Source organism: Pseudonocardia sp. (assembly GCF_050246655.1).
Lineage (GTDB): Bacteria > Actinomycetota > Actinomycetes > Mycobacteriales > Pseudonocardiaceae > Pseudonocardia.
In genome coordinates this window covers 26,324-49,390 of record NZ_JBFWVQ010000026.1, presented here as the reverse complement: position 1 = coordinate 49,390, position 23,067 = coordinate 26,324, and the positions used below count along the sequence as shown (strand labels likewise).

At 69.4% G+C, this 23,067-nt stretch carries 19 protein-coding genes; 4 read left to right on the top strand and 15 right to left on the bottom strand.

All coding sequences use genetic code 11. The annotated features are described in order from the left end of the window. Positions 1–13 precede the first annotated feature (13 nt). On the top strand, positions 14–583 hold the full coding sequence (locus tag AB7J25_RS11570) for a hypothetical protein (RefSeq protein WP_428508018.1): 570 nt from the start codon (positions 14–16) through the stop codon (positions 581–583). Here the strand turns inward: AB7J25_RS11570 and AB7J25_RS11565 are convergent. Beyond that, positions 529–1,503 (bottom strand): LysR substrate-binding domain-containing protein, encoded by a 975-nt coding sequence (locus AB7J25_RS11565; protein ID WP_428508016.1) that lies wholly within the window; start codon positions 1,501–1,503, stop codon positions 529–531. The genes AB7J25_RS11570 and AB7J25_RS11565 overlap by 55 nt on opposite strands. 117 nt (positions 1,504–1,620) lie before the next feature. Between AB7J25_RS11565 and AB7J25_RS11560 the strand changes: the two genes are divergently transcribed. Next, complete coding sequence (locus AB7J25_RS11560; RefSeq protein WP_428508033.1) at positions 1,621–2,589, top strand: YeiH family protein; 969 nt, start codon at positions 1,621–1,623, stop codon at positions 2,587–2,589. Positions 2,590–2,634: 45 nt separating this feature from the next. On the opposite strand, the gene AB7J25_RS11555 is transcribed toward AB7J25_RS11560, so the two are convergent. The 14 genes from AB7J25_RS11555 to AB7J25_RS11490 all read right to left on the bottom strand — a co-directional run bounded on the left by AB7J25_RS11555 (position 2,635) and on the right by AB7J25_RS11490 (position 20,552). Continuing rightward, positions 2,635–3,588, bottom strand: coding sequence for a hypothetical protein (locus AB7J25_RS11555; RefSeq protein ID WP_428508014.1), 954 nt, complete (start codon positions 3,586–3,588; stop codon positions 2,635–2,637). Positions 3,589–3,620: 32 nt separating this feature from the next. After that, entirely contained in the window at positions 3,621–5,075 is a 1,455-nt protein-coding gene (locus AB7J25_RS11550) for a CoA-acylating methylmalonate-semialdehyde dehydrogenase (protein ID WP_428508012.1), read from the bottom strand. 222 nt (positions 5,076–5,297) lie between these two features. Further along, entirely contained in the window at positions 5,298–5,924 is a 627-nt protein-coding gene (locus tag AB7J25_RS11545; protein ID WP_428508010.1) for a DUF1326 domain-containing protein, read from the bottom strand. Between the two features lie 55 nt (positions 5,925–5,979). Continuing rightward, the gene (locus AB7J25_RS11540) at positions 5,980–6,660 is read right to left on the bottom strand and encodes a DUF1326 domain-containing protein (protein WP_428508008.1); all 681 of its coding nucleotides are present in this window, start codon (positions 6,658–6,660) and stop codon (positions 5,980–5,982) included. A 208-nt stretch (positions 6,661–6,868) separates the two neighbouring features. After that, a complete protein-coding gene (locus AB7J25_RS11535; RefSeq protein WP_428508006.1) occupies positions 6,869–7,993 on the bottom strand; it encodes a zinc-binding dehydrogenase in 1,125 nt (374 codons plus the stop codon). 179 nt (positions 7,994–8,172) lie between these two features. Then, a complete protein-coding gene (locus AB7J25_RS11530) occupies positions 8,173–9,837 on the bottom strand; it encodes a hypothetical protein (RefSeq protein ID WP_428508004.1) in 1,665 nt (554 codons plus the stop codon). A gap of 224 nt (positions 9,838–10,061) precedes the next feature. Next, positions 10,062–10,946: a LysR family transcriptional regulator gene (locus tag AB7J25_RS11525; protein WP_428508002.1), complete on the bottom strand. Its 885-nt coding sequence runs from the start codon at positions 10,944–10,946 to the stop codon at positions 10,062–10,064. Positions 10,947–11,085: 139 nt separating this feature from the next. Beyond that, on the bottom strand, positions 11,086–12,618 hold the full coding sequence (gene mmsA, locus AB7J25_RS11520) for a CoA-acylating methylmalonate-semialdehyde dehydrogenase (RefSeq protein WP_428508000.1): 1,533 nt from the start codon (positions 12,616–12,618) through the stop codon (positions 11,086–11,088). A gap of 159 nt (positions 12,619–12,777) precedes the next feature. Then, positions 12,778–14,019 (bottom strand): molybdopterin molybdotransferase MoeA, encoded by a 1,242-nt coding sequence (locus AB7J25_RS11515; RefSeq protein WP_428507998.1) that lies wholly within the window; start codon positions 14,017–14,019, stop codon positions 12,778–12,780. 5 nt (positions 14,020–14,024) lie between these two features. Further along, positions 14,025–15,086, bottom strand: a complete 1,062-nt coding sequence (gene moaA / locus AB7J25_RS11510; protein ID WP_428507996.1) for a GTP 3',8-cyclase MoaA — start codon at positions 15,084–15,086, stop codon at positions 14,025–14,027. 59 nt (positions 15,087–15,145) lie between these two features. Beyond that, positions 15,146–15,799 (bottom strand): GPR1/FUN34/YaaH family transporter, encoded by a 654-nt coding sequence (locus AB7J25_RS11505; RefSeq protein WP_428507994.1) that lies wholly within the window; start codon positions 15,797–15,799, stop codon positions 15,146–15,148. An 86-nt stretch (positions 15,800–15,885) separates the two neighbouring features. Continuing rightward, positions 15,886–17,037 carry a 4Fe-4S binding protein gene (locus AB7J25_RS11500; RefSeq protein ID WP_428507992.1) on the bottom strand — a complete coding sequence of 384 codons (1,152 nt, stop codon included), beginning with the start codon at positions 17,035–17,037 and terminating at the stop codon, positions 15,886–15,888. Between the two features lie 88 nt (positions 17,038–17,125). Continuing rightward, positions 17,126–19,282 carry a molybdopterin-containing oxidoreductase family protein gene (locus tag AB7J25_RS11495; RefSeq protein WP_428507990.1) on the bottom strand — a complete coding sequence of 719 codons (2,157 nt, stop codon included), beginning with the start codon at positions 19,280–19,282 and terminating at the stop codon, positions 17,126–17,128. Between the two features lie 478 nt (positions 19,283–19,760). After that, the gene (locus tag AB7J25_RS11490; protein ID WP_428507988.1) at positions 19,761–20,552 is read right to left on the bottom strand and encodes a GntR family transcriptional regulator; all 792 of its coding nucleotides are present in this window, start codon (positions 20,550–20,552) and stop codon (positions 19,761–19,763) included. A 263-nt stretch (positions 20,553–20,815) separates the two neighbouring features. On the opposite strand from AB7J25_RS11490, the gene AB7J25_RS11485 reads away from it, so the two are divergent. Both AB7J25_RS11485 and AB7J25_RS11480 read left to right on the top strand, forming a co-directional pair. Continuing rightward, positions 20,816–21,094 carry a DUF202 domain-containing protein gene (locus AB7J25_RS11485; protein WP_428507986.1) on the top strand — a complete coding sequence of 93 codons (279 nt, stop codon included), beginning with the start codon at positions 20,816–20,818 and terminating at the stop codon, positions 21,092–21,094. A gap of 398 nt (positions 21,095–21,492) precedes the next feature. After that, entirely contained in the window at positions 21,493–23,040 is a 1,548-nt protein-coding gene (locus tag AB7J25_RS11480; RefSeq protein WP_428507984.1) for a SulP family inorganic anion transporter, read from the top strand. Positions 23,041–23,067: the final 27 nt, after the last annotated feature.

Genomic DNA, 23,067 nt, shown 5'->3' with positions numbered 1-23,067 from the left:
GGAGGACAGCTCGATGCCAAGTACCGAGTCCACTCAGACCTATGACCTCGACGCCTTCGTCGCTGACCTGGAACGCGTCGTCGCCACCGCCACGACCGAACGTGAGGTCACCGAGCGAGTGGCCGAGCGGCTGCGCGTGCTGCTGACCTCCGGCCTGCAGCTGCCCGAGGAGACGACCACCCCGTTGCCCGACAGGTACGTGATGCGCCCGTTGTATGTCGCCGCCGACGGTCGGTTCTCAATCGCCTGCGCGGTGTGGAACGTCGGGCAACGGACGCCGGTGCACGGGCACGAGACGTGGGGGGTCGTCGGCATCCACTCCGGTGTCGAGCACGAGGTGCCCTACGTCAAGCCCACCCGTCCTGACGAGCCGCTGCGATCGCTGCCCGCACACGATTGGACGCCGGGAGAGGTGACGGTGTGTTGCACCAAGGACGACGACGTGCACATGGTCGCCTGCGGTGGGGACGTCCCTTGTATCGGGATCCACGTCTACGGCGCGGACATCGGAACGCTCTCTCGCCGCACCTACGACCCGGACACCGGAGCCGTGTCCTGGTTCGTCTCGCGCTGGGGTGGCTGACGGTGGACCGGCCTGCGTAGCGGCGCGTTCAACGCCCGGGCTAGAAGCTCCCCGGCGGCACCCGCCGGCCGCGCCCCGGCCCGCCACACCGCTCGCAGCTCTCGAGAGAGTGCGACGCCGTCGGTGGGAACCTCCACCAGAGTTCCGGACGCGAGGTCCGGGGCGACGACCAGCTCGCTCAGCAGGGCGGGGCCGGCCCCCGCGGTCACAGCGCTGCGCACCGCCGTCGACGATCCGAGCTCGAGCAGCGGGGCGGCCGCCGCGACGCCACCCGCAGCACTGATCGCATGATCGGCCGTCTCCCGGGTCCCCGATCCCCGCTCGCGGCTGACGAGCGGTGTGGCGGCCAGCTCCGCAGGGCCGACCGGACTCCTGCGCCGCACCCACGGATGGTCGGGCGCCACCACGAGGACCAGGCGGTCCCTCGCGACCGTCCGCGTGCGGAGCCCGGCCGACCGCCCCGGTGACTCGATGAAACCCAGCTCGACGGTTCCCTGCCGAACCAGCTCCATCACCTGCGCCGAGTTCGTCACCTGCAACCCCACCGGCAGAGCCGGATGACGCCGGCGCAGGTCACCGATCCACGCCGGCAGCAGATGCTCGGCGACGGTCAGGCTCGCGGCCACCGTGAGCTGTGCCGCGTTCTGGCGCCGGAGGGCCTCGACGCCGTCGAGGAGGCCACCGACCTCGTCGAGGACGCGTCGCGCCCAGCCCGACACGAGTCCGCCGGCCTCCGTGAGCGTCGAGCCGCGGCGCGTGCGGTCAATCAGGCGCACACCGAGTGAGCGTTCCAGCGCCGACATGCGCTTGCTGGCCATGGGCTGGCTCACATCCATGGCGGCGGCGGCGAGCGTCAGGCTGCCCTGCTCCTCGACCAGCGTCAACAGCCGGAGAGACTCGAGATCCGGGAGCCGCGTCATTCCGTCAGGTTATGACGCGGTCGTTGATCGACGGGTTCACGGGCCCACCTCGTGGGGATCACGATCGATGACGTGACGAGTACACGAACAGACAGCGCGACCCGCTGGCTTCCGAGGATCCGCGCCCTCGCACCCGGCTTGCTCGCGGTGGGTGTGGGAACCGGTGTCGCCTTCGCGGTCAACCTCGTCGCTCCTGTCATGAGCGCCCTGACCGCCGCCGTTCTGTTCGGTGTGCTCATCGGCGGCGCCTTGCCGGCGAGCGCGCAGGAGGGCACGCGGTGGGCGACGAAGAAGCTCCTTCGCCTGGGCGTCGTACTGCTCGGTCTGCAGCTCGGATTGAGCCAGGTGTTCGGACTCGGGTGGGCGACGGTGCTGGCCGTCGTCGCGACCGTGCTCGTCGCGTTCTGCGGGACGCTGGTCCTCGGCCGGATGCTCGGGGTCTCCCCCGGCCTCCGGCTCATGGTCGCCACCGGATTCTCGATCTGCGGTGCGTCGGCGATAGCGGCGATGGACAGCGTCACCGAGGCTGACAAGGAGGAAGTGGCGACCGGGATCGCGTTGGTGACGCTCTTCGGGAGCCTGGCGATCGCGGTCGTGCCCGCGATTGGCGGGGGGCTCGACATGGAGCCGGAACGCCTCGGCGCATGGGCCGGGTTGAGCGTCCACGAAGTGGCGCAGGTCGTCGCGGCGGCGTCGCCCGCCGGTGCCGCGGCAGTGGCGATCGCGGTCGTCGTCAAGCTCACCCGGGTTGTGCTCCTGGCGCCCATGGTCGCCGCGGTCAGCATCGGCAGGCGCCGCCGCGGCGTGGGCAGCGGCACGCGCCCACCGCTCATCCCCCTCTTCGTCGTGGGTTTCCTCGCGATGATGGGCGTGCGCAGCACCGGGATCGTGCCGCAGAGCATCCTGGCGGCCGGCCAGGTCCTGGCCACGCTCCTGTTCGCCGCCGCGCTCTTCGGCCTCGGAGCGAGCGTGCGGATTGGGGCGCTGCTCCGGACCGGACGGCGCGGCATCGCGCTCGGTGCGCTGTCGACACTGCTCGTCGGTGGAGCCGGCCTGGCGGCGCTGTCCTTCACGAGCTTCGCGTGACGGCCGGTTCCGGGCCGTTGACGACGGCGGGCGCAGCACTGACGCCTACCCGCCTTCGCGGACCGCAGGACAGCCCCCGACGCGCTCAGCGGCGCGCAGCACCGCGAGACGGCCTGCGAGAACGGCCTGCGCCGCCGGCACGCGATCCTCGTTCCCCGCCCATGTGCACAGCGCCTCGGCGAGGATCGACGGACCCGCGCACCAGGTGCCGCGGCGCAGGCCGGACAGATGCAGGGCGGCGGGCGGCTGCCCGTCGAGGGACGGAGCGACGGTCGTCAGGTCGAGAACGACGCCGGCTATCTCGCGCGGCACAGCCACCGCGAGGGCGGCAGAGGCCAGGGCTGCGGAACCCGTGAGGTCGCCGGGAGCTGGACCGATGAAGCACGCCGGCAGGTCCGACGCCAGGACGACCGAGCGCGGATCGACTCCGGCGAGCTTCAACTCCTGCACGGTGACCACCAGCGCGGCGACTGCGGCGTCCGGGGCGGTGTTGGGAGCCTCGTCCCCCGGATCGGTCGTGACGACCTCGATCACGGGAACCAGTCCGGCCGCCTGGCACATGAGCGCGGAGCTCGCCGCGACGCGCGCAGTTCCACGGGCAGCGCCGGGGCCCGGCGCCCGGCACCGGGCGAACAGCGCACCTCGCGCGCGACAGCCGCGCAGCCGGTCGGCGAGGATTCGCTCGACCGTCGGCCGCACTGCGAACCCGGGAAGAATCCGTTGGGCCCCGGCCGTAAACGCCGGAGACGTCCCGTCCTGATGCCCGTCGAACGCAGCAGCATCCAGTATGGCAGCGGCCACCGTCCGCGGGAGCCCCGGCGTCGACAGCACCCACCGGCGCACGCTCTGCTTGGCGGCCAGGCTCGGCAGCACGTCGGCGACGAGTAGCCGTGACGACAGCGCCCCGTCCACGTCGGAGAGGTCGAGAAGACCCCGACCCGGCGCGACGAGCCGCCGCGCCAGCACGAGCAGCGGTGGCGGAAGTGCCCCGTCCGGCATGCGCTACGCCCGGTGGACGAGGTGCTCGCCCGTCACCATCGGGCGGTCACGACCTTCTGGCGGGTGAAGAAGCGCACCCCGTCCGGTCCGTACATGTGTGAGTCGCCGAACAGCGAGGACTTCCACCCGCCGAAGGAGAACCACCCGACCGGCACGGGGATCGGCACGTTCACGCCGACCATGCCGATCTTGGATTCCCGCTCGAAGCGCCGGGCGGCTCTGCCGTCGCGCGTGAAGATCGCTGTCCCGTTCCCGTACGGGTTCTCGTTGACCATGCGAAGCGCGTCGTTCAGCGTCTCGACACGCAGCACCGAGAGGACGGGGCCGAAGATCTCGTCCTGGTACGGCGTCATCCCGGTCGTGACCCGGTCGAGCAGGCTGGGGCCGAGGAAAAAGCCGGGTCCGTCGCAGACCGGGTGGGTCCGGCCATCCACCACGATCTCCGCGCCCTGCTCGTGCGCGAGGTCGAGGTAGGAGGCCACTCGGGCGCGGTGTGCGGCGGTGACGAGCGGGCCGTAGTCGACCTCCTCGGTGCCGGGTCCGACCCGGAGCCGTCCGAGCCGCTCGGCGAGGGCCGCGACGAGCCCGTCCGCGGCGGGTCCGACCGCGACGACGGCGGAGACCGCCATGCAGCGCTCGCCCGCGGCGCCGTAGGCCGCGCCGATCGCCGCATCGGCCGCGGCAGCGAGGTCGGCGTCGGGCAGGACCACCATGTGGTTCTTCGCCCCGCCGAGTGCCTGGACCCGCTTACCGGCCGCGCTCGCGCGCGTGTAGATGCTGGAGGCGACCGGCGTGGACCCGACGAAGCTGATCGCGTCGATCGACGTGTGATCGAGGATCCGGTCGACGGCCGACTTGTCCCCGTTGACCACGTTGAGGACCCCGCGGGGCAGGCCCGCCCCCTCCATCAGCTCCACCAACCGCAGTGGCGCCGACGGGGCCCGTTCGGAGGGCTTGAACACGACTGCGTTGCCCACCGACAGCGCGTTGGCGAGCATCCACAGCGGAACCATGACCGGGAAGTTGAACGGCGTGATGCAGCCGACCACCCCGAGCGGCTCCCGCAGGGAGTGCACGTCGACACCCGACGCGACCGAGGTGCTGTGGGTGCCGGCCGTGTTGGCAGCCAGACCACAGGCGAACTCGACGGACTCCAGGCCGCGGCGCACCTCGCCGAGGGCGTCGGCCAAGGTCTTGCCGTTCTCCCGGGTGATCAGTTCGGCCAGCTCGCCGATGCCGCGGCGCAGGGCGGCCCGCACCTCGAACATCACCTCGGTCCGCTGGGCGAGCGGCGCCCGCGCCCAGCCCGGCGCAGCCCCGACCGCGACATCGACGGCCCGGTCGACCTCCTCCGTCGACGCCAGCGCGACCTGGCAGACCACCTCACCACGTGCGGGGTCGAACACCGGCGCGCTCCGGCCGGAAGTCCCCGCGACCCGGCGACCAGCGATGTGGTGCCCCACTGTGTCCCGGCTCTTCTCCCGCACGGTCGTACCGCTCCCGCAGGTGCACGCACCGGCGCTGCACGAGCAACGCGATCCACATCCGCACCCGCTCCGGCTGCGGTCGACGACGGGCAACTCCTGTCCCATGACGTGTCCTCCGCCTGCTCGTCCGTCGCGTCCGGCTCAAGATGCATGGCCGGACACGGCCGGGGACGCGTTGGCGAACGCGCCCCCGGACCGTCAGCTCGGTGACCCGGCCCAGGGTCAGTGCTCGAACCGGAACGTGCCCTGGATCGCGTTGCGGCCCTCGAACTCCCACACCAGGTCGTGCTCCGGGATGTTGACCTTGTGCACGGTCGCCTTGCTAACCCAGGCCGGCCCGCCGGGAATCGTCGAGAAGACGGTGTCGTGCAGCGTGGTGGTCTCCCCGTAAGCGCTCTTGAAGGGCGTCATATAGCTCTCGAGACGCCCAGGGATCACCAAACTGCCCTCGCCGTTAACGACCTTGTGCTCGATCGGGGCGTCGTAGACGCCGCGCACCTCACCGATCAAGCCGGCCAGGTCGCAGAGCGGTCCGCCGAGCGCACCGTTGAACAGGGCGAGGAGCTTCTCCTTCTGCTCCGCCGTCGCACGTTCGTCGACGAAGTACACGCAGATCCAGCTCTTCTCCTTGAGGACGTTCCCGGGAATGCGGGCGATCTTGACGATGTTCAGCCCCGAGACGTCCACGCCGTCGATCTGACCGTTCTCGATCGCATAGGCGTTGAAGCTGTCGCAGTTGCCATTGTCGGGGTTCTCCCCGATCCAGCAGGGGCACAGGACACCGCACTCGCAGGCCTCGAGCAGAGTGCCCTCGAGCATGTACGTGTGCTTGACCTCAGTACTGGTCATGTGTGGAACTCCTTCCGGGTCGTCGGTTGTCTGCGGACGAGGTCGGCTGCCGGTGTCAGACCGCGGCTGCCGCCATTCCGGCCTCGTCGGTCGCGGGCGGCTCGCTGGACCACGTGAACTTGGTGCGGCCCGCGTGCACGCCCGACCACGCCTTCATGTCCGGGTCCCGCCACTCGGTCCCCGCGCCCCTGCTGATCTCGAACCGTTGCACGGACAACGGTGTGAGCAGCGGCGGCTCCATCAGCAGCGCCTTCTCCCCCCGATGGTCGACCACCGGCTCGGCCACGATCTGCCCGAAGTCACCCACCGTGACGGTGCGGGTCGTCTCGCCGTCCTCCACCGTGATCGGGGCGTACTTCGTCTCCAACCACTCCTTGACGATGCCCGCCAGCACCTCCCACACCCCCCCACGCTTGCCGTGGAAGATCGGCTCCAATGCCTCGCGCTGTTCCTGCGACGCACCGTCGTGGATGTACAGCCGCGCCATCGCGTTCCCCGCCGTGAACGCACCGGGCAGGTTCACCGTCCACACGACCGGGATTCCGCCGACATCCACGCCGTCCACCTGGCCCGAAGTGATGTGGAAACAGAACGCAACGTCACAGTTGCCGTACGTCGGATCCTCGTTCAGATTGCACGGACAGGTGATGCTGCAGGTGCAGGACTCGGTCCACACCCCGTCGAGGTTCCAGCCCATCTCCACTACCTCCTCGTAGCCGAACGCATGATTGATCACGCCCATCGTGATCGCTTCGCAAACGCCGCGGGACCGGCGGGCGTTGATCCGGTCGCGAGGCCCACCGAGCCGTAACCTCGGGTATTGAGAAAATTGTTTGGGAGCCGCCGGGGTAGGTCAAGGCGCTCATCGATATGTGTAATCGCATCTGCGACGCTCCGGCTCCGGCCTTCGGGAGCAGGGAACACGCCGCGTTTGGCCCGTCGTGTCAGGAGCCGTCGTCGGACAGGTCGACGACGGCCCTGCCGACGATCTGCCCCTGTTCGAGAGCATCCAACGAGTCGTTCAGGTCTTCGAGAGCGACCCTGCGCGTGACGACGTCGTGCGACCTCACAGCGCCTGACCCGAGCAGTCGCAGGAGTGCGGGCATGTCGGTCCGCGTGCGCGCGCCGTAGGAGCCGAGTACGGCCACGCGGCTCCGGACCACTCGGTTGATCGGGACCTGAGCGGACTCCGTCGAGAGCCCGACAGACACCATGCGGCCGCCGTCGCGTACGAGCGAGATGGCCTCGGTGAACGTGGCCGGGTGGCCGAGTGCCTCGAAGGCGACGTCGACGCCCAATCCACCGGTGAGGTCCCGCACCGCTGCCTCGGCACCGACCTCCCGGGAGTTCACGACATCCGTCGCACCGAGGCGCCGGGCAGCCGCCAGTTTGTCGTCGCCGACGTCCACCGCGATGACGCGCGAGGCGCCGAACGCCCGGGCGAGCTGGACGATGTTGGATCCGACACCGCCTGCGGCGACCACGGCGACGGTCTCACCGACCCGCAGGTCGGCCGTGCGTCGCACGGCGCCGTACGCGGTGAACATCGCACACCCGACCACGGCCGACTCGACCAGGGGCAGGGCTGGTGGGAGTGTGAAGACGCTCGAGGCCGGGATGACGGCATACTCGGCCATGCCGGACATCGAGAACATCCACAACGCAGTGCCATCGGCACGCCGGAGGCGCGACGTGCCGTCGTAGAGGACGCCCAGGGCCCGGTTCTCCGCGAAGAACCGGCGGCAGAGGTCGTCCCTTCCGGCCGCGCATTCGACGCACGTGCTGCACGGCAGGACGAATGCGCTGGTGACCATGTCGCCCACGGCGGGAGCGGCGTCGTGGACCCCCGGGCCGTGCTCGGCGACGACTCCTGACACCTCGTGCCCGGGCACGCACGGACGCCGCACCGGGATGTGTCCCCGGACGACCGACAGGTCACTCCGACAGATCCCGCATCCGGCTACCTTCAGCAACACCTCGCCGCGCCCCGGCTTGGGCCGCGGCACCTCTTCGATCTTCACGGAGTCGGCGCCCTCTTCGAGGATCGCGGCCTTCATCGTGGGAGTCATGAGCCCCTCTCGTGATCTCGTCCGGCCCGGGGCGTCGACATCAGGTACCGACGACCCGGCTGCCAGGTCCCCGCGATCGCCGGTCCCGGCCGTGGTGGTTGGCTGCTCGCCGTCAGCTGAGAACGTGCTCCCCGCCGGTCCGCACCGGTTCAGCCCGGACCGACGGAGATCGACGGTGGCTAACGTCCGGCGCAGAAGCACGACGCACGGGTCGCCGAGATCGAACGGTCTGCCCTGGCGAGCGCGAAGTCGAGCGAGGGCCTGATCATGTTCGCCTCGGTCGTCCGGCCCAGGCGGACGTAGCACTCGTGCAGACCCAGCAGAGCCCACACGTTGTTCGGGTGCCGGTTCGCCCGGATCACCGAGTCATTGAGCCCGAGGTCGGCTTCGTATGCCTCGCACGCCTCCTCCACGTGACCCTGCTCGAGCAACAGCGCACCGAGGGCGTGGCGGCTCGGCATCATCCAGCCCCATGGCTCGTCGTACGCAAGCGCGTCCTCGAGAGCCACCGCTCGCCGCAGCCGGTCGAACGCGACCTCATGATTGCCCTTCTGGTACTCGATCTCACCGGCCAGCATCTCGCTCCCGACGGCCAGGATCGGCAGGCACTGCACCACGTGCAGGTGCCGTGTCGGTGGCACCTTGGCCACCGCCTCCTCGTAGAGGCGCTGAGCCTCCGCGGCCTCGGCGTGCTGCTTGAGCGCGGCATGGGCGACACCCTTACCGTAGTAGTTCATCGCCGTGGTCACGCAGTACAGGTCGACGTCCTCGGGAAGGGGATCGTCGATGAGCTCCTGCCATCGGCCGAAGCGCACGAGCACGTGCGTCCTGACCGACATGTAGGCTTCGATCCAGTCCGCCATGGGTGGGCTCTGCACCCGGACGAGCTCGTCGGGAATGGTCTCGAGCATCGTGCGCGCGGCTTCCATGGCGGGCTCGAACTGCCCGAGGAACATCGCCCCGTACATCTTGAAGTGGTAGTTGTGGACCCGGTACATCGAGTAGAAGTTGAGGGCGCCCGCATACTCCCAGTACTTGACGTCCTTCTCGATGCCGATGTGGTTCCAGTCCACGACGTCCTGGTAGTTGCCGCAGAGCACGTCGATGTGCGTGGGCATGTGAGGCAGATGTCCGGAGTCGGGGACGAGGCGACGGAGCTCGTCGCCGACCTTGAGGGCGGCCTCGGGTGTCGAGGACATCTCCATGAGGTGCACGTAGAGGTGCCACAGGCCGGGATGAGCCGGCTCGCCGCGATCCCGGACCTGCTGGATGGCGGTCTCGAGAACCTCGCGGGCCTCGGTGCTGTTTGCGCCTTCCGTCGGCTCGCCAGTCCGCACGTCCCACATGTTCCACGGCGTGCGGTTCATCATCGCCTCGGCGAAGAGCACTGCGACGTCCGGGTGTTCGGGGAACTTCTTGTAGACCTCGCGCATCGCGTTCGCGTACGCGTCGCTCCACACGTAGAGGTTGGGGACCGGGTCCTCAGACTGGTAGCGGTGGTCCAGCGCCTCGATCAGCGCCTGCTCGACCTCGTTGGCACCCGCCATCCGGCTGCGAGCGGCGGCGTTGGACTCCCGGGATCGACGGAGCGTCTCGGCGATCTCGCGCTCGTCGAACAGCTCCCACGGCTTGTTGTAGTTCGGTCCGATCACGTAGGCGATCCCCCACAGCGCCATCGCGCAGTCGGGATCGTGCTCGAGCGCCTTCTGGAAGCAGGCGTCGGCTTCCTCGTGGTTGTAAGCGAAGATCCAGTTGAGGCCGCGGTCGAACCACGTCTGAGCCTCCGGGGAGGACGTGGTGATCGGGCGGCTGTAGGGGCCCAGGTCGAAGGGGTAGTCGCCCATCGTTCTCCTCATGCAGGTCGGCAAGACCGGTCCCGGCGGGACCGTCACCACCGCTGATCCGGTGCGCGGTGCCGATTCGGACATTAGGAGCGTCGTGGAGCATCAACAACGACCAGTTCAGCGCAGTGATGTGCAGGAATGCAGAGCCGAATCGCAGTCGTCTGCTCCGGAATGCACGGGCGACGAGAACGCGCGACGTTTGGCGGTCGTCGTGGGCGGCGGGCTCAGCCCAGCAGATCCAGACGCCGGTCGGCGATCATCCAGTCGATCATCTCGATCAGGGCGTTGACGCGGGCCAGCCTCATGTGCTCCTTGGGCAGGACCAACCAGTATCCACCCTCGAACTCGACCTGGTCGAGAACCCGCACGAGGCGCGGGTCCCCGTTTGCAATGAACTTCGGCAACGGTGCGACGCCCACGCCGGTGGCCGCGGCCTGCCAGTGCGCGATGAGGTTCGTCGATTGGATCGGGGCGGGTCCGGGGAGCACGTCGTGGATCCGGCGGAGCGGTGCGACGTCGAGCAGCTGGTCGACGTACCAGATGAGCGTGTGCCGTGCCAGGTCGTCGATCGAAGTGATCGGTTCGTGACTGGCGAGATACGCCTCGGTCGCGTAGAGGCCGAGTTTGTAGGCGGTCAGGAAGCGTCGTTTGACCCGGTGTGAGGTGGGTTCCTCGAGGGTCACGGCGAGATCGAACGTCCGCACGCTCTGCGCCAGGTGCACGGTGGCCGTGACGATCTCGACGGTGAGATCGGGGTGGAGGCTGCGCAGGCGCGACAGGGCGGGTGCGAGCAGGAAGGCTCCGAAGCCGTCGGGGACGAGCAGGCGCACGTTCCCGCGCAGCCGCGAGCCGCGACCGCCGAGCAGCTCGTGGGCCGACAGGACGGCCGCTGCGACGCGTTCGGCGGGTTCGACGAGCAGTTGGCCGGGCTCGGTCAGGACCCAGCCGCCGGGCTTGCGGTCGAACAGCCGCTGCCCGAGGGCCCGTTCGAGCGTGGTCAGCCGGCGCCCGACCGTCGTGTGGTCGACCTTCAGTTCCTCGGCTGCCCGCACCAACCGACCGTGCCGAGCGACCGCGAGGAAGTAGCTCAGGTCGTCGGCCGAGATCATCCGTGCATCATTGCACCTCTCTCGACGTGCGATCGCGCCTCTTCGTGCAAACTTGCACGGTTGAGGCGAGGGTGCCGTCGGGGCCGGCGCTGGACGGCGCCCGGTGCCGGCCCCGGATCGGCGAGCGCGTGCCGTCCGATTAAGCCCAGCGTGACGTTACGACCCGCTGCCTGGTGAAGAAGCGGACGCCGTCGTCGCCGTACATGTGCGAGTCGCCGAACAGCGATGCCTTCCAGCCGCCGAAGGAGAACCACCCGACGGGCACCGGGATCGGCACGTTAACGCCGATCATCCCGATATTGGTCGAGGTCTGGAACTCCCGAGCCTCCCGGCCGTCGCGGGTGAAAATCGCCGCCCCGTTGCCGTACGGGTTGTCGTTCACCAGCCCGATCGCCTCGTCGAGGGTCCGGACGCGCACGACGGCGAGCACCGGTCCGAAGATCTCGTCGGTGTAGACCGACATCTCCGGCCTCACCCGGTCCACGAGGGACGGGCCGATGAAGTAGCCGTCCCTGGTGTACAGCGGGTGGCTGCGCCCGTCGACGACGATCTCCGCCCCGGCCTCCGTACCGGCGTCGAGGTAGGAGGCGACGCGATCGCGGTGCTCGAGGGTGATGAGTGGTCCGAAGTCGACACCCGCCTCGTTGCCCGGGCCCACACTGACGCCGTCGGCGAGCGTGCGGATGCGCCCGACCAGGCCGTCGGCCACCTCGTCGCCGACCGCCACCAGCACGGACACGGCCATACAGCGCTCGCCACCGGCGCCGTAGGCCGCCCCGACCGCGGCCCTCGCGGCGGCGTCGAGGTCGGCGGCCTCCGTGACGACCATGTGGTTCTTCGCCCCGCCGAGCGCCTGGACCCGCTTGCCGGTGGCCGTGCCGTTCTCGTATACGTGTCGTGCGATCGGGGTCGACCCGACGAAGCTCACACCGGCGACGCCGGGGTGCGCGAGCAGCGCGTTCACCGCGGCAGCCTCGCCGTTCACCACGTTGAGGACGCCAGCGGGGACGCCGGCGTTGGTGAGGATGCGGGCCAGCATGACGGTCGGGCCCGGGTCCTTCTCCGACGGCTTGACGATCGCCGCGTTGCCGCACGCCAGGGCGTTCGCAAGCATCCACAGCGGCACCATGACCGGGAAGTTGAACGGCGTGATGCAACCGACGACCCCGATGGGCTCGCGCGTCGAGTGCACGTCCACGCCGCGGGCGACCTCAGCGCTGTAGCCACCCTGCAGGTTGGTGGGGAGACCACATGCGTACTCGATCGACTCCAGGCCGCGCTTGATCTCACCGCGGGCGTCCTCGAAGGTCTTGCCGTTCTCCTCGACAACGACGGCCGCGAGGTCGTCCAGGTGACGGCGGAGCGCATCGCGCACGTCGTACATCACCGCGGCTCGTCCGGCCAGAGAGGTCGCCGCCCATTCCCGCTGCGCGGATCTGGCGGCGGCGACCGCCGCGTCGACGTCGTCCGCGTCCGACAGCACGACATCGCGGACCCGCTTGCCGGTGGCAGGGTTGGTGACGGGGAGGACCCGCCCTTCGGCGGGAACGACCTCCGCACCGCCGACGAAGTTGGCGATGACGTCGCCCGGGGCGAAGGCGGTCTGAGACCGTGCGCCTGCTTCCGTCGTAGCGGTGACGTCCCGGTCGACGATGTTCATCTCGAGTGCCATGCACTTCTCCTCACATGCCGGCCCGGGCGGCACGGCGCCTCACCGGCGAAGGTCCTGGTGGTGTCACCCGACGCTAGGTATGCACCAATCCACGGACAATGACGAAAGCTCCCCGCGGCGGTGCGGAAATGCACAGCGCTCGCGGTGCTCCGCCGAGGGTCACACCACCCGCCGGACCGGCACGACGTCCCCCGCCGCGATCGCTACGCCGGTCGCGTCCAGCTCGACGAAGCAGTCCGCCGCGGACAGAGCCCGGAAGGAGTGCGACCCCACGGTGCGCACCGGGCTCACCACGCCGGCTGCGACGTCGAGCGTCGACGGCACGACGGTGACCCTGCCGGGAGCTGCCCTCAGTGCGACGGAGGACCGGGCGGTCAACCGCGGCCGGCCCGGCACGCCGCAGAGGGCGCTGATTGCCGGCCGCACGAAGAGCTCGAACCCGACCCAGCACGCGAGCGGGTTGCCGGGCAGCGCGATGACCGGGATGCCATGGTAGCGACCGACTCCCTGGGCACCACCGGGCTTCAGCCCTACGGCGGTGAAGTCGACGCCGCCGGGAGCGAGGACCTCGCGGACGACCTCGTGATCGCCCGCACTGATCCCGCCGGAGGTGACGAGCAGGTCGAAGTGGTCGAGGCGGCGCGCGAGCAGCGCGGCCAGGTCCTCGGGCCGGTCCGTGACCAGCGGCAGCGGCTCGACGTCGACCCCACACCCGCCCAGGGCCGCGACCAGCAGCGTGCCGTTGCTGTCGTAGGTCTGGCCGGGCCGAACGTCCTCGCCCACACCCACGAGCTCCGAGCCCGCGGACAGGACTGCGACCCGCAGCGGCCGGCGGACGTGCAGCTCGCCCACCCCGCACGCCGCCGCCGCTGCCAGGTGCTGGGGGCCGAGGCGGATTCCCGCGGACAGCACCGTCTCGCCTGCGCGGACGTCCTCGCCGCGGCGACGGATGTGACGGCCGGCCTCGATCGGACCGTCGACGCGCACGTGCCGGCGGCCGTTGTCGGTGAGCTCGACCGGGACGACGGTGTCCGCGCCGGCGGGCAGCGGGGCACCGGTCATGATGCGCTGTGCCGTCCCCGGAACGAGCGTGCCGAGCGGCGCTCCGGCCGGGATGTGCCCGGCGACCGGCAGTCCCGTGGGGCCGAGATCAGTGAAGCGCAGGGCGTAGCCGTCCATCGCGGAGTTGTCGAACGCCGGCATGTCCCTGCGCGCGCGGACCGGTGCGACCAGCTGCCGGCCGAGGCAGGCGCGCAGCGGCACGGTCAACCCCTCCGGCGGCGCGAGCAGCGCGGCCGCGAGCGCGGCGTGCTCGGCGACGCGGCGCGCGGAGCGGCCGCCGCATCGGTGGCCTGTCGGACGGACGGTGTCACCGGCCGCGGCCACATCGACGACGGTCATCTCGATCAGCCTCCGACGTAGGACATCTCGATCCGGTCCGGACCGCTGACCGAGCGGTGACCGCGCAACTCCGAGTAGCGGTCGTCCCGGCCGTTCCACCACTTCCTGATCAGGCTCTCCAGCTGGTCGTCTCCGAGCCCGGACCGCAGCGGGCCTCGCAGGTCCGTACCGAACGCGGCGAACAGACACGCGTAGAGCTGCCCGTCGGCGGCCAGCCGGGCACGGGTGCAGTCCCCGCAAAACGGCCGGGTCACCGAGCCGATCATGCCGACCTCTCCCGCGCCGTCCCGGTAGCGGTAGCGCCCTGCCACCTCGCCGGGGTAGGCGGCGTCGACCGGCTCCAGGCCGAAGCGGTCATCGAGGGCACCGACGATCTCGGCCGCCGGCACGACTTCCTCGCCCGCCCAACCGTTGGTGGCACCGACGTCCATGTACTCGATGAAACGGACGATCTGGCCGGTACCCCGGAAGTGGTCGGCCAGCGCGAGGAACCCGCCGGGACCCGGCTGGTCGTTGAGTCCGCGACGCACCACAGTGTTGATCTTGATCGGTCCCAGCCCTGCCTTGGTGGCAGCAGCGATCCCCCGGAGGACGTCCGAGACACTGAAGGGCGAGTCGGTCATCACCCGGAACACGTCGTCGTCGAGCGAGTCGAGGCTGACCGTCACCCGGGTCAGCCCCGCCGCAGCCAGCGCGGGGGCGAGTGCCCGCAGAAGTGTCCCGTTCGTCGTGAGGGCGAGGTCCAGGGCGGGATCGAGCGAGCGCAGTCGTGCCACCAGATCGGGCAGGCCGCGGCGGAGCAGCGGTTCACCGCCGGTGAGCCGGATCTTCCGGACACCCAGCTCGACGAACACCCGCGCGATCCTGACGATCTCGTCGAACTCGAGCAACGCGCTGCGGGGAAGGAAAGCGTGCTCGCGCCCGAACCGCTCCCGGGGCATGCAGTAGGTGCAGCGAAAGTTGCACCGGTCGGTGACCGACAGCCGCAGGTCACGCAGGGCGCGCCCGCGCAGGTCGCAGGCCGCACCGGCTGCCGGATGGATGATGGCGACAGTGGTGGTGGTCATGACGCTTCCCTCGGGAACGGGCGTGGCCGCGCCGGCGGACGGGCGCGGCCCTGCGCCGGTCAGCTCTTGAGCGGCCGGCCGAGCGGGAGCCCGTCGCCGCCCGTCTCCCGCGACATCGCGTCGACGTAGAGATAGATGGCAGTGCCCAGGAAGATCGCGACACAGGCGGCGCCGGCTCGGATGATCCCCGTCGAGCCGAGCACGGTGCCGAGCAGCAGCACGAGCAGCGCGAGCTCGACGGCCGCGATGATGAACGTGAAGGCGAACGGCAGACGCAGGCTCGTCAGGGTCATCACGGCGAAGAGGACGCTGAAGCACACGAGCCAGGTCGTGATCGCGGCGGTCCCGCTGTCCGGCGTCTCCCCGAACCAGTTGTGCTGGAGGCCGATGACCAGCGCCGTGTAGCTGGCGTAGAAGCCGAAGAAGGCCCCGTAGATGCTGGCAGCCGGGTTCTGCGCGAGGGCTGCGCTCCAGATGGTCGCGATGAGCATGCCGATGCTCGTGCAGGCGAACAGGATCGACAGAGTCCCCGCCAGCGCGCCGTCGGGGAACCAGCCCGCGTTCACGAGCACGAGCCCGGTGGCCCCGGAGATCGCGACGGGAAGCCCGACCATGCCCGGGTTCCCGGCGAGTGGGTTGGCGGCGGGCGCCGGCTCCGGCGCCGGATCGGCGACGATGGCGGCGGCTTGGTTGGGCGTGTCCAAGGTGGTCATGAGGATGCTCCTTCGTCGTGAGCGGCGGGCCGCGACGGCTGCGCAGGTCGGGACGAGCGGACGGAGGCCGGCGGGTCAGGTCGGCATCAGGCGTGGAGGGACGCCCGCAGCGTCTGAGGGATCGGGTCGTGGTCCGGCGAGATGGCGTCGGTCGGACACGCCTCGACACAGGCGTAGCAGCGGATGCACTTCTCGGGGTCGATGAGAAGGGTGTTGTAGTAGACCCCCGAAGTCTCCGCCGGTCGCACCGGTTGATACCCGACCGATTCCGAGTCGGGCGCGACCATCAGCTCGGACACCTCGACGATGCAGCCTTCCACGGGCTTGACGAGGAGGCACTCGTCGCAGAGCACACAGGACAGGTTGTTGATGACCGGCGCGGGCGACGTCGCGTCCTCGAACTTGTCGTACCGGATGTGTTCCGCCGACACACCGGCGGCGCCGAGGACCGCCACACCGGCGTCAACCATCGGCGGGGGACCGCAGAACAGAACCGTGACGTCGTCCGCCCGCAGCTTCCCGTTTCGCAGGTAGTGCTCGTTCAGATGGTCCGTCACAAAGCCGGTCGGACCGTCCCAGGTGGATCCCGCCGGCTCGTCCGACAACACCATGACGCTCTCGAACGTGTGGTCCGGATGCCAGGACCTCCGGATCTCCTCGATCTCGTCCTGGCAGTACAGGTCCCCCTGTGTGCGCGCTCCGTAGAGGAACACGCAGTCGCGCGCCACCTTCCTCGTGGTGGCATCCTCGAGGAGCGCCTTGATCGCGCTCATCCCGCTGCCGCCGGCGATGGCGACGATCGTCCGGTCGCTGTCGTCGAGGCCGAACTTGCCGAGCGGACCGGCGATGGCAAGCGTGGCACCGGTCCGGTCCTGCTCGAAGAGCCATCCCGAGAAGGCTCCACCCGGCACCAGTCGGACGAAGAAGGTGTACTCGCCTGCTGCCTCCTGCGACGGCGCCTTGGCGAACGAGTACGAGCGCGGCTTGTCGAGGTCGGAGGTGTGGAGGGTCGCGTACTGGCCGGCCAGATGGTGGAGCGGTTGCGACCCCGGCTCGCAGGTGACGGTCAGTTCGAGCGTGTCGTGGGTGAGGCTACGGATGCGCTTCAAGACGCCCGTGTTGCGCTTGACCCGGCTGCCGTGCAGCGTCCCGTCGGGACGCGGCAGTTCCTGTAGCCCGGTGATGGCAGGGGGGTGACTGCAGGATGTGGTGGAAGATGGGTACGCCGAAACGCTCATTGTGCCCCTCGCCGGTTACGGTCTCGATCCGATTCGAATGTGTCGGGTCGTCCCCACGCTTCGACGGGCGACCCGGACGTGCATCACGTCACGCGTTGTTGACCTTCTCGATCTCGACGAGAACGGAGTAGAAGGACGGGCTCTGCCCGAAGTCGGTGACCATCTCGGTGTTCAGCGCATTGATGTTGCGACCGCCCTTGGTGTGGCTGCCGTTCATCTGCTTCTGGGTCCCGCAGACGCCCGGGATCAGGCCCTGGACGACGACCGCGTGACAGTAGGTCTCGCCCTGGTCGTTGTACAGCCGGACCAGGTCGCCGTCGGTGATACCGCGGGCTTCGGCGTCCTCGGAATTGAGCTCCACGGTGGGACGCGATTGCATGGCGTGCAACCTCGGAACGTGCTGGAAGGAGCTCCCGATGAACTGGTGTACCGCGCTCGACAGGACCTGGATGGGGTACTTGGCCCGGAGCGGGTCCTCCTGGCCGAAGATCTCGGGCACGTAGGTCGGCAGCGGATCCTGGTCGGGGTAGTCCCGCACCAGCGCCTCGCACCAGATCTCGATCTTGCCGCTGGGTGTCGGCCACCCGTTCTTCACGTAGTTCCGTCGCTCTGAGTCGACGTTGGCCGCGACCCAGCCGTTCTCCTCGAGCTGTTCGAACGTGATGCCTTCCATGAGCGGGTTGTTCGTGTCGTCGACGAGTTCCCGCACCATGTCCTCGTCGGTCTGGGTGAACGCATTGTCCGTGCCGTCGATGTAGCCCATCCGCTGCGCCAGGAGGCGGAACAGCTCGGTGTTCCGCACGCTCTCCCCGAGTGGTTCGATGGCCGGCCGGTTGAAGGAGAAGTAGTAGTTGCCGTAGGCGGCACCCATGTCGGTGCGCTCGAGCTGGGTGTCCGCGGGCAGCACGATGTCCGCGTACTGGCAGCTGTCCGTCCAGAAGGTGTCGTGCACCGCGACGAACAGGTCGTCGCGCATGAAGCCCTTACGGACGTTGTTCGAGTTCGGGCAAGCGTTCACCGGATCGGCGTTGTAGACGAAGATCGACTTGATGGGCGGGTCGAGCGGTCTCCCATCGATCCCCATGTTGTCCGCGAGCGCTCGGCCGATCTGGATCATATTGATCACGCGGGACTCGCTGCGGCTCCCGAGGTCGGGCCGCTGCAGCTTGTCCATGGGCAGCTGCATCCACATCTCTTCGAGGTTGCCGAAGCCCGCCCCGCCGCACTTCTCCCGCCACGCGCCCGTGAGGGCAGGCAGGACGAGGATCGCGCGCGACATCTGGCCACCGTTCTGGTGACGCTGCAACCCGTAGTTCGCCCGGATGAAGCTCTTCTTCGTCGATGCGTACGTCATCGCCAGCCGGACGATCGTCTCCTCGGGCACACCGGTGATCTCCGCGACCCGCTCGACCGGATAGTCCGGGAGCCTCTTCTCGATGAGCTCTCGCCAGCCGATCGTCTGCTCCTCGAGGAAGTCCTCGTCGTGCAAATCGGCGTCGACGATGGCCCTCATCATCCCCAGGGCGAGTGCGCCGTCCGTACCGGGCCGGGGCTGGATGTGCCAGTCGGCCATCTTGGTGGTGCGGGTGACGCGCGGGTCAATCGCGATGATCTTCGCGCCGCGCTTCTGCGCATCCAGGATGAACGGGATGCTGTGCACGCTGGTCGTCACGAGGTTCGCACCCCAGAGGATGACGACCTCGGCTCCGTCCTTGCAGGCCTGGTCGATACCGGGCGGGTTGGCCAACCCGTAGGTGTAGAGCCCCGCCCACATCGCCGCATAGATGCAGATCGTCTGCTCCAGACGAGCCGCGTTCATCTTGTTCCAGAACCTCTGGTCCATTCCCCAGAACCCGATCATGCCCATGGTCCCGGAATAGGAGAACGGCTGCACCGCTTCGGGGCCGTACTCCGCGATCGTTTTCTTGAAATTTGTCGTGATCGTGTCGAGGGCTTCGTCCCAGGAGATCCGCTCGAACCTGGCGCCGGAACCCTTCGGCCCGATCCGCTTGTGCGGATACAGGACGCGATTGTCGTTGTAGACGAACTCCAGGTAGTGGTTGACCTTGTTGCACAGGAATCCCTGGGTCACCGGATGGGTGGGGTCGCCCTGGAGCGCAACCGCCTTCCCGGTGCGGTCGTCGCGGGTGACGAGCATCGAGCACGTGTCCGGGCAGTCATGGGGACACAGGACGTGGTGCAGCGAGTGTCCCTCCGGAACCGGAATCTTGTTGCTGAGCGTCATGATTCTCCTCCGCGCCCTTGTTGCCCGACTCACGTGCGAGTGCCGAGTACTGCAGTCTGTACTGATATGACCGAGGAATGCGCTGCGGGGTCGATTTCCGCGCGCATCGGCCACCGCCCGGACCGCCTAGCGATGCCTGTCGACGGAGGGTCGCCAGCAGAGGACGGATCCGGTTTCGACGAGGATGTGCCTGCGTCGGCGTCCCCGATCCGGCCGGAACCGACGCATGATCGCCAGGGATGCCATCACCGCCCCGCTGCACCGCCGGAGAGTGCCGGCCCGCTGGCGGGCGTCGGCACCCGTTCTGTCCCGGAAAAGCTAAGTCCGGCGGAGAACGGTGAACAATGGGTAATACTCCCCGTCGCCGTGCAGAACTGCACCGCGGCCTGCGGTTACCGCTCCGGGCCGCGCCGGATTACTCCCATCGGATACAAAAGGCTCGGCGAACGGCGGCACGTGGCCGTGGCGGAGGACTCGGCTACCCGGACGAGCGTCCGCCCAGGCCGCTGCTCACGCCCATCCGGAGGCCCTCGTGGGGGGACCACCGGGCCGTGACGCAGAACCGGTCTCCCCGCACGACGGTCTCCCGCCATTCGACCGGCTGGTTGCGCAGGCAACCCCGGCGATGCACCTCGAATGCTGCCATCCCGGTGGGCATCTTCAGCAACCGCCGGTTCGCGGCGGACAGCACGACCGCGGTGATCGTCTCGGAACCGCCTGTCAGCCGCGTTCCGGTCAGATTCGCGAGCTCGTCGTACAGGCCGGAGTGGGTGAAGTCGGCCTCCACCAGCGGCCCGGCGATCGCACGCGGGAGCCATGCCCGATCGAGGGCGAGCGGCTCACCGTCGGCAAGGCGCACGCGCTCGAGATACACGAACTCGGTGTCGGCAGGTCTGTCCAGTCGAGCGGCCGCGGATTCGTCCACCCGGATGTCCAGTGCGCGCACGACGCTGCGCTGCTCGAGCCCCTGCGCCTCGACCGAACGGAAGAGCGAGTAGAGCGCTCCGAGGGGCTGCTCGATGCGCTGCTTACGCAACCACGTGCCGCGTCCGCGGCTGGACTCGACGATCCCGTCCTCGCGCAGTCGGCGCATCGCGTCCCGAACGGTGTGGCGGCTGACCTGGTAGTCCGCGACCAGCTCGTGCTCTCCGGGGAAGTGATCCTCGAACGCGCCGGCACGCAGACGCCGCAACAGGTCCGCCTGCAGCTGCGCCCACAGCGGAAGCGGGTTGCTGCGGTCCAGCGGCCGAGCCTTGGTCCCGCGCGCCATCATTCCCTCGATACATTCTCACGAATTGTCCTGTTGGCCGTACTAGCGTAGCGCTGATGCAGTGTCCAGTGCGGCCGCCCTGCCGCGATCTTCATGTTGCAGTCACGGCCGATGACCGGCGTCGCGTCTCGCCGATGGAAGACGAACGTCGCCGATTCCGGGACGGCTCCCGATGAGACCGCGCAGGGCGCCGCTGCGTGAGGTGGGCCACGACCCGGACTACCGGTTCACCCTGGCCAACGAGCGCACACTCCTGGCCTAGTTTGCGGACGGGTCTGGCCCTGGTCGCGGGCGCGGTGGCGTTGCAGAGCCTCGCTTCCCGGTTGGGGCCCGAGCCGGTGCGTATCGGCCTGACCGTCGTCCCCCTCGCGCTGGCGACGATCGTCACCACCGGGGCCTACCGTCGGTGGGACCGCGCCGAACGGGCATTGCGCCACGACCAGCCGCTCCCCATCGGCGCATTGCCGGGCATCCTCACGACCGGGGCGTCGATCGTGATCGTCGGAGCCGCGCTGCTCATCCTGCTTGCCAACTCCCGATGAGGGCGCGGCCTGGACTCCTCACCGACGCCGGTGCCCAGGCGGAGCGGACCGCTCTGGCTTGGCGGCGAACAGGCCTCGCGGCGGTCACGCTCGGCGCGCTCCTCACCCACGCGGCCACGACTCTCTGGGAGGGCGCTCTGGTCCTGACGGCCGGACCCACCGCCACCACCGTCGTCGCGCCCTTGCGCTGTGCAACGATCCTCCGCACGCTGAGGGACCACCGGAACCCTGTCTCACCACGGCTGGTGACCGCCGCCGCCGGAACGGTCGCGGCTGCTGTGCTGCTCGCACTCCTCGCCGTCGTGGCTGCCCGGTAGCTGCCCTCGATCGGAGCTGTTCGTCCGCCCGGGTGTCGAGGCACAATATCCGGACAAGTTGGTCGGACATTTGGGTGAGCGATGGCTGCACGAGACGTGGACGACGCGCGGAGCGCGCCGCTACGCGCGCTCGCGGGCGACATGCTCGCCGGTCTCAGCGTCGCGCTCGTGCTCATCCCGCAGTCACTCGCCTACGCCGACCTCGCCGGCATGCCGCCCGTGGTCGGCCTGTACGCGAGCGCGGCGCCGCCGATCCTCGCCGCGGCGTTCGCGTCCTCGCCGTACCTGCAGACGGGGCCGGTGGCGATCACAGCCCTGCTCACCTTCGGCGCCCTGTCGTCGATCGCGCCTCCCGGTAGTCCGAGATACGTGGAGCTCGGCCTGGCGCTGGCGCTCATCGTCGGAGTGGTCCGGATCGCCCTTGGCTTGCTGCGTGCGGGCTGGCTCGCCTACCTCATGTCGCAACCCATGCTGCTCGGATTCGTCCCCGCCGCGGCGGTGCTTATCGCGAGCTCGCAGACCGCCAAGGCTCTCGGGGTTCCGGCGCCTCCCTTCACCAGTGAGATCGCCGACGCCGCCTGGGCTCTCGCCCACCCGGCTGCATGGCACCCGGCCGCGGTGGCGATGTCGGCGACGACCGCGCTGGTAATCCTCGGCGGACGCCGGCTGCACGCGCTGTTCCCCGGGGTCCTCGTCGCGGCGGCGATCGGCATCGCGGTGTCGTTGTCCGGCGTCTACTCCGCGCCCGTCGTCGCGAGCATCCCGGCCGGATTCCCCCCGTTCACCAGTTCGACCGTCGCCTGGACCGAGATCCCGGCGCTGCTCTTGCCTGGATCGCTGATCGCATTGATCGGGTTCACGGAAGCCGCGTCGATCTCCCGCCGGTTCGCCTCGGAAGACCGCACCCGATGGAGCGCCAACCGCGAGTTCGTGAGCCAGGGCGTGGCGAACATCGCCGCAGCGTTCACCGGCGGGATGCCCTGCGGCGGCTCGTTCTCGCGCAGCTCGGTCAACCGGCTCTCCGGTGCACGAAGCCGGCTCTCGGGCGCCGTCACAGGATGCGCTGTGCTCGCCTTCCTCCCGCTAGCCGCGGTGCTCGAGCCGCTCCCCCTCGCCGTACTCGGAGCGATTGTGGTCGTGGCGGTCCTCAACCTGCTGCGGTTCCGTCCTCTGGTGCGGATCTGGCAGGTCTCCGTACCACAAGCCCTCATCGCGTGGGGAACGTTCGTCGCTACTGTCCTGCTCGCCCCGCGGCTCGACCTCGCGGTCCTGATCGGGATTGGCCTGTCGATCGCCGTCTTCCTGTGGCGTTCGCTGCAGATGGAGATCGACCTGGGAGTCGACGGGTCCGATCTCACCATCACCCCGCGCGGCGTCCTCTGGTTCGGCACCGCCCAGCGCCTCGACACGGCGCTGCTGGACGCGGTCGCGACCCACCCGGCCGCCCGGCGACTCGTGGTCGACCTCGCCCGGCTCGGCAGGATCGACATGACTGGTGCGCTCGTCCTGCGCAGCGTGCTCGACCAGGCCCGGCTCGCCGGCCTCACGACCGAGGTCACCGGTGTCCCTCCCCAGTCCCGGGCGTTGACCGCCCGCGTCCTCGACTCCGAGGACGATCCTATCGGCTGACTAGTTGTACGATCATTAGTACAAGAG

Bases quoted from the DNA above. Each gene is read 5' to 3' on its own strand.
- AB7J25_RS11480 (WP_428507984.1), top strand. From the start codon at position 21,493: ATGGCTGCACGAGACGTGGACGACGCGCGGAGCGCGCCGCTACGCGCG.
- AB7J25_RS11535 (WP_428508006.1), bottom strand. From the start codon at position 7,993: ATGACTCCCACGATGAAGGCCGCGATCCTCGAAGAGGGCGCCGACTCC.
- AB7J25_RS11570 (WP_428508018.1), top strand. From the start codon at position 14: ATGCCAAGTACCGAGTCCACTCAGACCTATGACCTCGACGCCTTCGTC.
- AB7J25_RS11530 (WP_428508004.1), bottom strand. From the start codon at position 9,837: ATGGGCGACTACCCCTTCGACCTGGGCCCCTACAGCCGCCCGATCACC.
- moaA (WP_428507996.1), bottom strand. From the start codon at position 15,086: ATGACCACCACCACTGTCGCCATCATCCATCCGGCAGCCGGTGCGGCC.
- AB7J25_RS11505 (WP_428507994.1), bottom strand. From the start codon at position 15,799: ATGACCACCTTGGACACGCCCAACCAAGCCGCCGCCATCGTCGCCGAT.
- AB7J25_RS11525 (WP_428508002.1), bottom strand. From the start codon at position 10,946: ATGATCTCGGCCGACGACCTGAGCTACTTCCTCGCGGTCGCTCGGCAC.
- AB7J25_RS11565 (WP_428508016.1), bottom strand. From the start codon at position 1,503: ATGACGCGGCTCCCGGATCTCGAGTCTCTCCGGCTGTTGACGCTGGTC.
- AB7J25_RS11545 (WP_428508010.1), bottom strand. From the start codon at position 5,924: ATGACCAGTACTGAGGTCAAGCACACGTACATGCTCGAGGGCACTCTG.
- AB7J25_RS11515 (WP_428507998.1), bottom strand. From the start codon at position 14,019: ATGACCGTCGTCGATGTGGCCGCGGCCGGTGACACCGTCCGTCCGACA.
- AB7J25_RS11500 (WP_428507992.1), bottom strand. From the start codon at position 17,037: ATGAGCGTTTCGGCGTACCCATCTTCCACCACATCCTGCAGTCACCCC.
- mmsA (WP_428508000.1), bottom strand. From the start codon at position 12,618: ATGGCACTCGAGATGAACATCGTCGACCGGGACGTCACCGCTACGACG.
- AB7J25_RS11490 (WP_428507988.1), bottom strand. From the start codon at position 20,552: ATGGCGCGCGGGACCAAGGCTCGGCCGCTGGACCGCAGCAACCCGCTT.
- AB7J25_RS11555 (WP_428508014.1), bottom strand. From the start codon at position 3,588: ATGCCGGACGGGGCACTTCCGCCACCGCTGCTCGTGCTGGCGCGGCGG.
- AB7J25_RS11495 (WP_428507990.1), bottom strand. From the start codon at position 19,282: ATGACGCTCAGCAACAAGATTCCGGTTCCGGAGGGACACTCGCTGCAC.